The sequence below is a fragment of the Streptomyces sp. NPDC085524 genome (assembly GCF_044541755.1).
In the GTDB taxonomy this organism is placed as follows: Bacteria; Actinomycetota; Actinomycetes; order Streptomycetales; family Streptomycetaceae; genus Streptomyces.
In genome coordinates, this window is sequence record NZ_JBITTH010000016.1 from 62,857 (window position 1) to 75,682 (window position 12,826).

Consider the following 12,826-nt stretch of genomic DNA (forward strand, 5'->3'; position numbering starts at 1 on the left):
GCCGGGGAGCCGCGGAGCGGCCTACGGGGCCAGGTGGACCTCCAGGGCGGTCCGCACCCCCGACTCCAGGGCGCCTTCGATCCACGCGGGCTTGACGGAGGTGTGGCAGCCGGCGAAGTGGAGGGGGCCCTCCGCCGTGCGGACGTGCGGGAAGAGCTCGGTGTGCTGGCCGGGCAGCAGGACGGACGCCTCGCCGTACGCGTACGGGTCGCGCATCCAGGACTGGGTGCGGCCGACACCGGTGTAGAACACCTCGATCCGCTGCCCGAACACCTCCTGGACCCCGGCGAGCGCGCGCGGGTAGCGCTCCTCGTCGTCCAGGGAGTCCCACTTCAGCGCGTCGTCGGACCAGCTGTACGAGGCGAGGACGACCCCGCCGGGGCTGCCTTCGACGGGGTACGAGGGCTGGAACATGAAACGGTTCGGGTTGTCGGTGGCCGAACCGCCGCCGATGACCCCGGCCGCCTCGGGCTGGTCGCGGGTGACCACCCGGCAGGCGGCGTAGTGGGCGCGCTGGGCCTCGGAGATGTGTCCCCTGGGCACGGAGGGGTGGGCACCCAGGAGACCGCCGTCCGCCGGGGTCTTCGCGACCTGGTAGCTGCGGTACAGGCCCGGCTTCACGGCCTCCAGTTCGCGCTTCCAGTCGGCTTCGTCGAACTCCCACCAGCGGCGGCTGAACTCCAGCAGCACCTTGGTGGCGGCGTCGTAGTGCAGTTCCGTGACCGCGCGCCGCTTGCCGTACGAGAGCGGGGGCGCGACCGGGATGTGGCGCAGCCCGGAGAAGGGGACGGTGATGATCGCGGTGTCGGCCGTGAAGGTCTCGCGCCGCACGGTGCCGTCGCGGCCCTCGGAGACGGTGTCGATGCTCACCCTGCCGTCGCCGTGCGTGATCCGGGTGGCACGGCGGTCGAGCCGTACGAGGTCCTTGACGCGGGCGTAGAGCGCGTCGGCCAGCGTGGCGGTGCCGCCGGGCAGTTCGAAGAAGGCGGTGTCGGGGCTGATCAGCGAGGCCCCGATGAAGCTGTGGATGAAGGCGAGGTGCAGGCGGGAGGTGAGGTTCTCGACGGTGCCGATCAGGTCGATGGTCCGTTCGTCGAGCTTCGCCTCCTCGGTGAGGTAGCGGTACATCGACATGTGGCCGTAGCGCTGCACGACGCGCGCCCAGCCCTCGACGAGTGCCTTGTCCTTCTTGCCCTCGATCTCCTTGCGTACGGGGGCGAAGGCGTTCCGGACGATCTGCGCGGCGGGCACGGACTCGTAGGCCGCCGGAACCCCGAAGGAGCGGTTGAGGACCTTCGGATCGCGGGCGTAATCGGCCCGGCGGACCCGGATTCCGTTGACGTGGATCCACGTCCGGTGGGCGGGGCGGCCGGCTCCGTCGACGTCGACCAGGTGGAAGCGCCGGCGCTTCAGGCCCAGGCCGTCGATCAGCCCGGTGACCAGCGGGTGGCTGTCGGGGATGCGCATGGCCCCGGCCTCCGCGTACTGCTTCGGGTCCGCGAAGGGTGCTTGGGCCTTCTCGTGGCCGCCCGCGCGGAAGGTCTTGATCCGGCCGCCCACCCGGTTCGCGTTGGCTTCGATGACCGTGACCTCGTGTCCGGCCTCGTGCAGCAGGTGGGCCGCGGTGAGCCCGGCGGGCCCGGCGCCGACGATCAGCACCTTCCTGCCGGGGCGCCCGGTGCCGCGCTGCCTGGGCAGGCCGCTCTTCAGCAGGACGTCCGCGTAGTGCGGTACCAGCGGCTGGTCGTTCTCGTCCCGTACGAGGATGGCCCGCGCGATGGTGAGGCAGGTGTCCCAGTCGGGCCGGGCCGAACCCGTGGGGACCTGCGGGGTCTCGGCCGAGGCGGCGGCGACCGTCAGCGTGGCGGCGCCCGCGACGGCGGCCGCGCCAGCGATGACGGTACGGCGGGAGGGCCGGCGTGCGGGCTCCGGGGCGGGCTCTGCGGAGGGTCCGGGAGTGGGGAGCGGGTCCGTGATCATGGAGCAACTCTTGCGGCCGCCCGGATGCCCGGATGCCCAAAAGCCCCTCCGAGGGTGCACAACCACCCGGACGTGCGGCGCGGTCAACCAGGGGCTGACGCACAGGATTTCGTACGGCCGACCCCCGTCGGCAGGGGCCGGCCGTGCGGGTGCGCGGGCTGCTGCCGCGCCGACGCGGTCAGCGCCGTCGCGAATCCGAGCACGCCCAGGTACGTCCACGGGCTGACGCCCGGGTCCCAGGTGCGGGTCAGGCCCTCGGTGGACGCACCCTGCGCCGGGCGCCAGGAGGTCCGGCAAGAGCGTCAGAGGGGGTCCGCCTCCAGGAAGTCCCAGAGGTCCGGTTCCGTGCGGCCCGGGCCGCCGGGCAGGGCCTGCTGCGCCCAGATGACCTTCCCCTCCGAGGTGTACCGCGTGCCCCAGTGCTCGCTGAGCTGCGCCACCAGGAAGAGGCCCCGGCCGCCCTCGTCGGTGGTGGCGGCGTACCGCAGGTGCGGGGCGGTGCTGCTGCCGTCCCACACCTCGCAGGTCAGGGTGTGGTCGTACAGGAGCCGTACGCGTACCGGCGCGCGGCCGTGCCGCACGGCGTTGGTGATCAGCTCGCTGAGGATCAGCTCCGTGGCGAAGGCGAGGTCCGGCAGACCCCACTCCTCGAGCTTCCTCGCCGCCGCGTTGCGCACCGCGCCGACCGCGCTGGGCTGGAACGCGACGTCCCACTGTGCGACCCGGTCCGGGCCCAGGGTCCGGGTGCGCGCGATGAGCAGCGCCACGTCGTCGGTGGGCCGGGCCGGCAGCAGCATGTCGAGTACGGCCCGGCAGCTCTCCTCGGGGGTGCGGTCGGGCCTGCTGAGGGCCGTGCGGAGCAGTTCCAGCCCTTCGCCGATGTCCCGGTTGCGTTCCTCGACGAGACCGTCCGTGTACAGGACGAGCTGGCTGTCCTCCGCCAGTTCCAGTTCGGCGGTCTCGAAGGGCATGCCGCCCAGGCCCAGCGGAGGCCCTGCGGGCAGGTCGACGACGGTGGTCGTCCCGTCGGGGGCGACGAGCATGGGCGGCAGGTGCCCGGCCCGGGCCGCCGTGCAGATGCGGGAGACGGGGTCGTAGACGGCGTAGAGGCAGGTCGCGCCGAGGATCCCGCCGGCGCCGTCGCCGGCCTCCCCGTCGTGGTCGATGCGCTGGACGAGGTCGTCCAGGCGGGCGAGGATCTCGTCGGGCGGCAGGTCGAGGGAGGCGAAGTTGTGCACCGCCGTGCGCAGCCGTCCCATGGTGGCGGCGGCGTGCAGGCCGTGGCCGACGACGTCGCCGACGACGAGGGCGACCCGGCTGCCCGGCAGCGGGATCACGTCGAACCAGTCGCCTCCGACACCGGACTGCGCGGGCAGGTAGAAGTGGGCGACGTCGACGGCGCTCTGCTCGGGCAGGGCCCGGGGCAGCAGGCTGCGCTGGAGCGTCACGGCGAGGGCGTGCTCCCGCGTGTAGCGGCGGGCGTTGTCCATGCTGACCGCGGCCCGGGCGACGAGCTCCTCGGCCAGTGACAGGTCGTCCTCGTCGAAGGGTTCGGGCTTGCGCGACCGCCAGAAGTTGACCACGCCGAGTACGACGCCCCGGGCCTTCAGCGGGGCCGCGATCAGCGAGTGGATCCCGTAGTCGACGATGGCCCGGGCCCGCGGCGGGTCCTGGGCCTCCCAGCCCGGCGCATCGCTCAGGTCGGGCACCAGCTCCGCTTCGCCGGTGCCGTAGCCGATGGCCTGCGGGGTGGACGGCAGGAAGTCGATCAGGCGGCCGCGGGGGTAGAGCGGGTGGTCGGTGCGGATGCCGTTGACGGCGGTGCGCCGCATGTCGGCGTCGGGGCCGGGCTCGTCCCCGTCGAGCACCGCGGCGGCCAGGTCGACGGTGACGAAGTCCGCGAAGCGGGGGACGGCGACCCTGGCGAGCTCCTCGGATGTCCGCACGACGTCGAGGGTGGTGCCGATGTCCCCGCCCGCGTCGTAGAGCAGTTTCAGCCGCCTGCGGGCGGTGTCCGCGCGGCCGGACAGCACGCGCATCTCGGTGGAGTCGCGGATGGTGGCCACGGTGCCCTCGGGCTTGCCTCCGGGGTGCGTGAGCCGCTGGTTGACCACGAGGAGCCGCTCGCCGCTCTCCAGCACCTCGTCGGTGGCGACCCGGCCGGAGAGCAGGAGGTCCGCCATCCGGCGGTCGAGTCCCGGCGCCTCCTCGATCCGGCGCCCCTCGGCGTCGTCCGGCAGCCCGAGGAGGCGTTTGGCCTCGTCGTTCGCCAGCAGGAGCCGCCCTTCGCCGTCCGTGATGACCACCCCTTCGCGGACGGCGTGGAGCACCGCGTCGTGGTGCTCGTACATGCGGGTCATCTCCTGCGTGCCCAGCCCGTGGGTCTGGCGGCGCAGTCTGCGGCTGATCAGGGCCGTGCCGACGGTGGCCAGGGCCAGGCCGCCGGCGATGGCCAGGAGGATCACCGGGAGCTGGCGGTCGACGGCGCCGCTCACGTTCTTCACGGTGAGGCCGGCCGAGACCAGCGCGACGACCTTGCCGTCGGCGTCGGTGACGGGCACCACCGCCTGGATCTCCTTGCCGAGCGGGCCCTTCACGCTCTCGGTGTGGACCTTGCCCGCCAGAGAGGGCTCGATCGTGCCGACGAAGCGTTTTCCGATGCGGTCCGGTTTGGGATGGCTGTAGCGGATGCCGTTGGTGTCCATCACGACGATGAAGTCCACCTTGGCGGCCTTGCGGGTGCCCTCGGCGAGGGGCTGCAGGACGGCGGACGGGTTGCCCGTCTTCAGGGCGTCCTGGAGGCCCAGGGAGTGCGCGAAGGTCTGGGCGACGGAGACCGACCGGTTGCGTGCCTCGCGGTCGATGTCGTGCCGCGACTGGAGCAGGAGGGCCAGCAGCGCCCCGGCTGCGAGCAACACCACGATCGTCACCTGGAGGACGAATACCTGGCCGGCGACGCTCCTGAACCGGTTGCCTAGAGGTGACCGCACCGACGTACCCGGCACGGGTGGCGAGGAATGGTCACGCCCCCAGTTGTAGCACCTCTGGGCGGCGATGGCTCACGACAGGCCCGGCACGCGTCCGATAAGTCACCAGGAGTGACGAAAAAAGAACGGCCCCGCCCTTCCATTCCCTGAATTCCAATCTTTGACGATCGGGCGACCGATAGAAATAGGAAGATGCAACCACGATGACCGGCAACGGAGTTACCGACCAGAAGCCGTGGAACGTCGCACTCAAATTCGGGTACCTTCTGTCACGTCGCCGCTACACCTCGGGCACAAGGCCCTCTTGGGACTCGCGGCGCGAAGGACCAGACACCCGTTGACGACAGCGACCGAAGTCTTCATTGTCCGGCCGTACACTCCTCATTGCGAAGTCATTAACAACGAGGGCGATCATGCGGTCATCGGCATCTCTCCCGGTAATAGTTATTTCTCGGCCCAGCGCGTTCTCGATCTCGCGCAGTGGGGCATGCGCAACTTCGACCAGGTCGACATCATCTACACCGACCTCTACGTCGCCGAGATGTACGAAGCCCTCGGCTACGACGAGATCGAGGCACGGCGCAAGGCGGTGAAGAACCTGCGCGGGGTGCGCGCCAAGGTCAACAACGCCGCCGCCGAGGCCGACCCCTCGGGCGAGCGGCTGCGCGCCCGCCCGATGTCGGCGCTGACCGACATCCCCGCCTACAAGGCGCTCCACGCCGACCTGACCAGCCGGCTGGAGAACGACCCCGAGTTCCTGGCCACCTGCGGCGAACTCGTGGACTCGTTCCTCTCCTCCAAGGTCCTGAACGGGGAGACCGCCACCACCCGGCAGCGCGAGGTCTGCCTGCAGTACGTCTGCGCCGAGGCGCCGCTCTTCCTCGACACGCCCGCGATCATGGGCGTGCCTTCTTCGCTCAACTGCTACCACCAGCTCCTGCCGATGGCGGAATTGCTGTACTCGCGCGGCTCGGGCCTGCGCGCCTCCCGCAACCAGGGTCACGCCGTCATCACCCCCGCCGAAGGAACCTTCGATGAGCACTGACACCATTCTCGACTTCCCGTTCGACGCCCGCGGCGACAGGATCCCCGCCGAGGTCGAGCAGCTCCGCTCCGAGCCCGTCAAGAAGGTCCGGACGATAGCCGGGGACGAAGCCTGGCTCGTTTGCTCGTATCAGCTGTGCAAGCAGGTCCTCGAAGACCCCCGCTTCAGCCTCAAGGACACCTCGGCCCCGGGCGTGCCCCGTCAGTACGCGCTGACGATCCCGCCCGAGGTCGTCAACAACATGGGCAACATCACCGGCGCCGGCCTGCGCAAGGCCGTGCTCAAGGCGATCAACCCCAAGGCCCCCGGCCTGAACGACTGGATGCGGGCCGAGGCCAACGCGCTGGTCGACAGCATGCTGGCCTACGGTGCGCCGGTCGACCTGCGCGGCCAGTTCACCAACCCGTACTCCGAGAACCTGCACTGCCGCATCCTCGGCATCCCGCAGGCGGACGCCCCGAAGCTGGCGAACAGCCTCGACATCGCGTTCATGAACTCGGCCTGCCCCGTCACCGGTGCCAAGCTCAACTGGGACCGCGACATGGCGTACATGGTCGAGCGCCTGGACGACCCGGCCACGACCGGTCTGATGGCCGAGCTCGCGGCCCTGCGCGACGACCCGGACTACGCGCACCTGACGGACGAGATGCTGGCCACGGTCGGCGTCACCTTCTTCGGTGCCGGCGTCATCTCCACCATGGGCTTCCTGACCATGGCGATCTTCTCGCTCCTGCAGAACCCCGACGTGTGGGAGCAGCTGCGCGAGAACCCGGAGAAGATCCCGACGGCGGTCGACGAGCTGCTGCGCGTCAACCTCTCCATCGCCGACGGCCTGCCCCGGCTGGCCACGGAGGACGTCCAGCTCGGCGACGTCCTGGTGAAGAAGGGCGAGCTGTGCCTCGTCCTGGTCGAGGGCGCCAACACCGACCCGTCGGTGTTCCCGGACCCGCACACGTTCGACATCGACCGGGAGAACGCCAACCAGCACCTCTCCTTCGGCGGCGGCGGCCACTACTGCCCCGCCACGGCCCTCGGCAAGCGGCACACCGAGATCGCCATCGAGGTCCTCCTGGAGAAGATGCCCAACCTGGCGCTGGCCGTGCCGGTGGACCAGCTCGTGTGGCGCACCCGTTTCATGAAGCGCATCCCGGAGCGCCTGTCCGTGCTCTGGTAACAGCGCGCCGACGCCGTCCTCGGCGCGAGGTACGAGGCGTGAGGTATGACGATGGCCCCGGCCGGGTTTCCCCGGCCGGGGCCGTCGTGCTACCGCTCAGTGGGTCCGGATCAGACGCCCGGGACCGGGTAGGTGGGGTACTCGACCCCGGAGACGTGCTGGACGACCCGGATGACCTGGCACGAGTAGCCGAACTCGTTGTCGTACCAGAGGTAGAGGATCGCGTTGTCGCCGTCGACCTTGGTGGCGCCCGCGTCGACGATCGAGGAGTGGCGCGAGCCGACGAAGTCCATGGAGACGGCGTCGGGGGCCGTGGTGAAGTCGATCTGGCGCTTCAGCGGCGAGTGCAGCGAGACGTCGCGGAGGTAGTCCAGGACCTCCTCGCGCGTGGTCTCACGGCCCAGGCGCAGGCTCAGGATGGCGATCGAGACGTCCGGGACGGGGACGCGGATCGAGCTGCCGGTGATCGGGGCCTTGAGGTCGGGCAGCGCCTTGGCGACGGCCGAGGCGGCACCGGTCTCGGTGATCACCATGTTGAGCGGTGCGGAGCGGCCGCGGCGGTCGGCCTTGTGGTAGTTGTCCAGCAGGTTCTGGTCGTTCGTGAACGAGTGGACGGTCTCCACGTGACCGCGCAGCACGCCGTACTCGTCGTCCATGGCCTTGAGCGGCGGGACGATGGCGTTGGTGGTGCAGGAGGCGCAGGACAGGATCTGCTCGTCCGGCTTGATCGTGTCGTGGTTGACGCCGTGGACGATGTTCGGGACGTCGCCCTTGCCCGGGGCCGTCAGGACGACCTTGTCGATACCGGGGCGCAGGTGCTTCGACAGACCCTCGCGGTCGCGCCACTTGCCCGTGTTGTCGATGAGGATGGCGTCCTTGATGCCGTACGCCGTGTAGTCGACCTCGGACGGGTCGTTGGCGTAGATCACCTTGATCGCGTTGCCGTTGGCGATGATCGTGCTGTTCGCCTCGTCGACGGTGATGGTGCCGTTGAACTGGCCGTGGATCGAGTCGCGGCGCAGCAGCGAGGCGCGCTTGACGATGTCTTCGGCGGCCCGGTCGCCGCCACCGCGGACGACGATGGCGCGCAGGCGCAGGCCGTTGCCGGAGCCGGCCTTCTCGATGAGCAGGCGGGCGACGAGTCGGCCGATGCGGCCGAAGCCGTAGAGGACGACGTCACGGCCGGTGGAGCGCTCGAGCTTGTTCTCGCCGGTGGCACCGGCGACGGCCCCGGCGGTGAACTCCGCCACCGAGAGGCCGCGGCTGTCGCTCTTGTAGTCGGCGGCGAGCATGCCGATGTCGATCTGCGAAGGGCCGAGATCGAGCGTGGTGAGCACCTGCAGGAACGGCATGGTCTCGGTGACCGAGAGCTCCTCACCGTCGATCTGCCGGGCGAATCGGTGGGTCTTGAGGATGCTGACCACCGACTTGTTCACCAGCGAGCGGCTGTGAAGCAGGACCGTGACGTCCCGCTCCCGGTGCAGCTTCCCGATGATCGGAATCATCGACTCCGCGATCTCTTCGCGGTTTTTCCAGCTGCTGAACGAGTCCTCAATGACAGTCACAGGTTTATCTTTCGAGCTAGGCGGTGCTCATATGCTAACCACCTTATCCCCTGCCCTTTCACGCGCCCCCCTCGGGCTACGCTGCGAGTGATCCTCTAGGAGTCAGGGATGGAGCAGCACATGGAGACGCAGAGCCGCACCGCGCTGGTGGAAGGCCTGATGGAGCGCTTCCCGCACGTGCCCCGGGAGGCCGTGATCAAGGAGGATCTGCTCCGGGGAGGCATGGCCTTCGACGAGTCGGCGCTCAGCGGTACGGCCGACGGGGGCAGCGGGGACGTGAAGCCGAAGTCGTACTTCATCTTCTCCTTCGACCACCGGACCCTGCCCGAGCTCGGCGCCGCAGCCCTGAACCGCCCGCCGGAGGAGATCGTCCTCACCGGCGGCCCCTACGGCCTGCGCCGCACGGTCGTGTCGGTACGGGTCAACCCGGACTCCCCCTACGTCGTGCGCGGCGGCGAGGACGGCTCGCTCGGCCTCTACCTGGACGGCGTACGGATCTCGGACGTCGGCCTGCCGCCGATGCCGGAGTACTACCGGCACAAGCTGTCGAACGGGAAGTCGGTCATGGAGGTCGCGCCGACCATCCAGTGGGGCTACCTGATCTACCTGACGGTCTTCCGGGTGTGCCAGTACTTCGGCGCCAAGGAGGAGTGCCAGTTCTGCGACATCAACCACAACTGGCGCCAGCACAAGGCGGCGGGCCGCCCCTACACCGGCGTGAAGCCGGTCGAGGAGGTGCTGGAGGCCCTGGAGATCATCGACCGGTACGACACGGCGGGCACCTCGCGGGCGTACACCCTGACCGGCGGTTCGATCACCTCGCAGGTCGGCGGCCGTGACGAGGCCGACTTCTACGGCCACTACGCGAAGGCCATCGAGGAGCGCTTCCCCGGTCGCTGGACGGGCAAGGTCGTCGCCCAGGCCCTCCCCCGCGACGCGGTGCAGCGCTTCCACGACTACGGCATCAAGATCTACCACCCGAACTTCGAGGTGTGGGACCGCCGGCTGTTCGAGCTGCACTGCCCGGGCAAGGAGCGCTACGTCGGCCGCGACGAGTGGCACCGCAGGATCCTGGACTCCGCCGAGGTCTTCGGCCCGCGCAACGTGATCCCGAACTTCGTGGCGGGCATCGAGATGGCCGAGCCCTTCGGCTTCACCAAGGTCAGCGAGGCCATCGAGTCGACCACCGAGGGCCTGCGGTTCTTCATGTCGAACGGCGTCGTGCCCCGCTTCACCACCTGGTGCCCGGAGCCGACGACCCCGCTGGGCAAGGCCAACCCGCTGGGCGCGCCGCTGGAGTACCACATCCGGCTGCTGGAGGCCTACCGGGCGACACTGGAGGAGTTCGGGCTGAGCTCCCCGCCCGGCTACGGTCCGGCCGGTCCGGGGCGCGCGGTGTTCTCCGTGAGCTCGTTCATGGACAGCCTGGAGGGGCTCGAAGCCGCCGACGCCTGACCCGGGGCCCTCACCCTTCGGCGCCGCCCCCGAGCCGGTCCCGCTGGATGCGGCGGGCCAGGGTGCGGCGCACGGAGGCCGATGCGGGTGCGGGTGGGGCCGCGGTCTTCGGCGGGACGTCGAGGCCACGGCTGATCTCGTCGTAGGCGGACCGGTGGCCGCCCGGCAGCGCCTCCCGGTGCAGCCTCAGGTCCTCTTCCACGAGGCGCCGCAGCTCGTCGACGCCCGCCGGCGTGAAGCGCCCCCGCCCCCGGGCGAGGGCGTCGACGCGGCGTGCGCAGCGGGCGGTCCCGCCGCAGCGCTCGGAGATGTCCTCGGCCAGACCCCACAGGCGCCCTTCGAGCCACGGTACGTCGTACTGGTCGAGGGAGAGCGCCATCGGCGCCGGGGCGCCCTCGCCGTCCCTGCCCTTCGCCACCTGCTTCGAGACGGCGGGCTGGCTCATGCCGGTGAGCCTGGCGATCCTGTCCTGGGTCCAGCCCAGACCCGCCAGCACGGTGATCATTTCGGCGCGGAGCCCGCGCATCTCCTCGCCCGCGCGGATGACCTCGTTCATCTCGGCGAGCATCCGCCCGGCCTGTTCCTCGGTCAGCGCCCCGAGGTCCCGCCCCGTTCCTTCTCCACCTGCCATGGCTCCCTTATACACCGGCCGGGGCCTCCTCCATAACCGGGTTGTATAACTTGGTTATGACGTGCGAGCATCCCGCCATGCCCACTTTCCCCGCACCCGACGGAACCCTCCTCGCCTACCGCGTGACCGGAGACGGCGATCCCGTCCTCTGCATCCCGGGCGGCCCCGCCGACGCCGCCTACCTCGGCGATCTCGGCGGCCTGTCCGCGCACCGCCGGCTGATCGTCCCGGACCTGCGCGGCACCGGCCGGTCCGCGGTCCCCGAGGACCCGTCCTCGTACCGCTGCGACCGGCTCGTCGAGGACGTCGAGGCCCTGCGCGCCCACCTCGGACTCCCCCGGACGGACCTGCTGGCCCACTCCGCCGGCACGAACATCGCCGTCCAGTACGCGGCCCGCCACCCGGAGCGCGTCGGCCGGCTCGCCCTGATCGGCCCCAGCAGCCGGGCCGTCGGCCTGGAGGTGAGCGGGGAGACACGGCGGGCGTGCGCGCGGCTGCGCGGGGACGAGCCGTGGTTCCCGGAGGCGTACGCCGCCCTGGTGGCGCTCACCGAGGGCCGGGGCGGTGACCCGGCGGCCATCGCCCCCTTCTTCTGGGGCCGTTGGGACGCCGCCGCCCGGGAGCACGACGCGGCCGCCCGGCCGGAGAACCAGGAGGCCGTCGCCGGCTTCGGGGCCGAGGGGGCCTTCGACCCGGAGGGCACGCGCGCGGCGCTCGCCGAATTCGGGCACCCGGTGCTGGTGCTCACCGGGGAGTTCGACCTGAACAGCCCTCCCCCGATGGCCGACGAGTTCGCCGGGCTGTTCCCCGACGCCGCGTTCGCGGTGCAGCCGGGGGCGGGACACTATCCGTGGATCGACGACGCCGACCGGTTCGCGGACGCCGTCGGGGCCTTTCTGACGGCAACCGTCTCGCAATACGAGACGGTAGGGTTTCGAATTCCCTCCGCAGATAACAATCCTTCGTGAACGGGGTTTGAACTCCGGACGATCTCCTATCCTCCCGGCATGCCGATCTTCGGAACCCGCCGCCGCAAGCCGCGCCTCGCACCTGAGCTCGACGACGTCCCACTCGGCCGGGTCCTGAAGGCTTTGGAGGGCAGCCCGTCCCCGGGCCTGGCAGATCTTCAGATCGCGCAGGTGGAGCAGCTGCTGGCGGACGCCGGCACGGACTGGGACCGGCGTTCGCACCGCATCGGCGTCCTGGCCCACGCCGCGGCCGACTCCAACTTCGTACGGACATGGCCCGCCCGGCGCCCCGGCAGCGGCGACGCACTGCTGCTGCAGGCCTGGGCGGACCTCGTACGGGGGACCCGCCGGGGCGACATGGACGATGCCCAGGCGACGGTCGACGCCTGCTACGACGCGGCGGACCTGCAGCCCGCCGACCCCGCTCCGTGGGTGGTGCTGCTGGGGATCCTGCGCCTGCTGCAGCGCCCCTCCCAGGAGGTGTTCCGGATATGGCAGGAGGTGCTGTCCCGCGACACCTGGAACCGCGAGGCGCACCTGCAGATGCTCGGCTACCTCTCGCCCGACGAGTGCGGCTCGCACATGCAGGTGCTCGAATTCATCGACGCCTCGCGCTCCCGCATGCCGGCCAACGCGCCCACCTCCGGCATAGAGCTGACGGCGACCGTCCGGCGGCACCACACCGGCGCCGCCGCCGAGGACGACCTGAGCACGCTCATGGCGCGCAGGCACTGGGCGAGCGCTCCCGCCGCGCCGGTCCTGGACCGGGCGTACGCCAACTGGCGCAGCCCCGGCTTCCTGCACCACGCGGCGGCCAAGGCCGATCTGAACCTGCTGGCCTTCGCGCTGGTGCAGGCGAACCGCATCCGGGACGCGGGTGAGGTCTTCCAGCTGATCGACGGCACGGTGACCGAGTGGCCGTGGCGGCTCAGCGGCGACCCGATGCAGCAGTACGCGTACTGGCGGGACCGCGCACAGCGCTGACCCGCGCAGTCCGCGTGCGCGCGGGCCGCATCCGCGC

At 70.7% G+C, this 12,826-nt stretch carries 9 protein-coding genes; 5 read left to right on the forward strand and 4 right to left on the reverse strand.

Going from position 1 to position 12,826, the window contains the following annotated elements; all coding sequences use genetic code 11:
- Positions 1 to 21: 21 nt before the first annotated feature.
- A complete protein-coding gene (locus ACIGFK_RS24240; RefSeq protein WP_386466993.1) occupies positions 22 to 1,980 on the reverse strand; it encodes an FAD-dependent oxidoreductase in 1,959 nt (652 codons plus the stop codon).
- A gap of 302 nt (positions 1,981 to 2,282) precedes the next feature.
- The gene (locus ACIGFK_RS24245; RefSeq protein WP_400053554.1) at positions 2,283 to 4,910 is read right to left on the reverse strand and encodes a SpoIIE family protein phosphatase; all 2,628 of its coding nucleotides are present in this window, start codon (positions 4,908 to 4,910) and stop codon (positions 2,283 to 2,285) included.
- Positions 4,911 to 5,202: 292 nt separating this feature from the next.
- On the opposite strand from ACIGFK_RS24245, the gene ACIGFK_RS24250 reads away from it, so the two are divergent.
- Positions 5,203 to 6,012 carry a tRNA-dependent cyclodipeptide synthase gene (locus ACIGFK_RS24250; RefSeq protein WP_376656999.1) on the forward strand — a complete coding sequence of 270 codons (810 nt, stop codon included), beginning with the start codon at positions 5,203 to 5,205 and terminating at the stop codon, positions 6,010 to 6,012.
- On the forward strand, positions 6,002 to 7,186 hold the full coding sequence (locus tag ACIGFK_RS24255; RefSeq protein ID WP_400053556.1) for a cytochrome P450: 1,185 nt from the start codon (positions 6,002 to 6,004) through the stop codon (positions 7,184 to 7,186). Before ACIGFK_RS24250 ends, ACIGFK_RS24255 begins: the two co-directional genes overlap by 11 nt.
- Positions 7,187 to 7,296: 110 nt before the next feature.
- On the opposite strand, the gene ACIGFK_RS24260 is transcribed toward ACIGFK_RS24255, so the two are convergent.
- Positions 7,297 to 8,751, reverse strand: coding sequence for a glyceraldehyde-3-phosphate dehydrogenase (locus tag ACIGFK_RS24260; RefSeq protein ID WP_386466989.1), 1,455 nt, complete (start codon positions 8,749 to 8,751; stop codon positions 7,297 to 7,299).
- A gap of 120 nt (positions 8,752 to 8,871) precedes the next feature.
- Here ACIGFK_RS24260 and ACIGFK_RS24265 point away from each other — a divergent pair, with 120 nt between their 5' ends.
- Positions 8,872 to 10,206: a radical SAM protein gene (locus ACIGFK_RS24265; RefSeq protein ID WP_400053642.1), complete on the forward strand. Its 1,335-nt coding sequence runs from the start codon at positions 8,872 to 8,874 to the stop codon at positions 10,204 to 10,206.
- 10 nt (positions 10,207 to 10,216) lie between these two features.
- Here ACIGFK_RS24265 and ACIGFK_RS24270 read toward each other — a convergent pair whose 3' ends face one another.
- Positions 10,217 to 10,837 carry a sigma-70 family RNA polymerase sigma factor gene (locus ACIGFK_RS24270; RefSeq protein WP_376656996.1) on the reverse strand — a complete coding sequence of 207 codons (621 nt, stop codon included), beginning with the start codon at positions 10,835 to 10,837 and terminating at the stop codon, positions 10,217 to 10,219.
- 77 nt (positions 10,838 to 10,914) lie between these two features.
- Between ACIGFK_RS24270 and ACIGFK_RS24275 the strand changes: the two genes are divergently transcribed.
- The gene (locus ACIGFK_RS24275) at positions 10,915 to 11,805 is read left to right on the forward strand and encodes an alpha/beta fold hydrolase (RefSeq protein ID WP_376656995.1); all 891 of its coding nucleotides are present in this window, start codon (positions 10,915 to 10,917) and stop codon (positions 11,803 to 11,805) included.
- A gap of 39 nt (positions 11,806 to 11,844) precedes the next feature.
- On the forward strand, positions 11,845 to 12,789 hold the full coding sequence (locus ACIGFK_RS24280; protein ID WP_376656994.1) for a hypothetical protein: 945 nt from the start codon (positions 11,845 to 11,847) through the stop codon (positions 12,787 to 12,789).
- The last annotated feature ends 37 nt before the right edge of the window (positions 12,790 to 12,826 follow it).

Excerpts from the sequence above, each read along its gene's own strand:
- ACIGFK_RS24240 (WP_386466993.1), bottom strand. The coding sequence starts at position 1,980 with ATGATCACGGACCCGCTCCCCACTCCCGGACCCTCCGCAGAGCCCGCC.
- ACIGFK_RS24255 (WP_400053556.1), top strand. The coding sequence starts at position 6,002 with ATGAGCACTGACACCATTCTCGACTTCCCGTTCGACGCCCGCGGCGAC.
- ACIGFK_RS24265 (WP_400053642.1), top strand. The coding sequence starts at position 8,872 with ATGGAGACGCAGAGCCGCACCGCGCTGGTGGAAGGCCTGATGGAGCGC.
- ACIGFK_RS24270 (WP_376656996.1), bottom strand. The coding sequence starts at position 10,837 with ATGGCAGGTGGAGAAGGAACGGGGCGGGACCTCGGGGCGCTGACCGAG.
- ACIGFK_RS24275 (WP_376656995.1), top strand. The coding sequence starts at position 10,915 with ATGCCCACTTTCCCCGCACCCGACGGAACCCTCCTCGCCTACCGCGTG.
- ACIGFK_RS24280 (WP_376656994.1), top strand. The coding sequence starts at position 11,845 with ATGCCGATCTTCGGAACCCGCCGCCGCAAGCCGCGCCTCGCACCTGAG.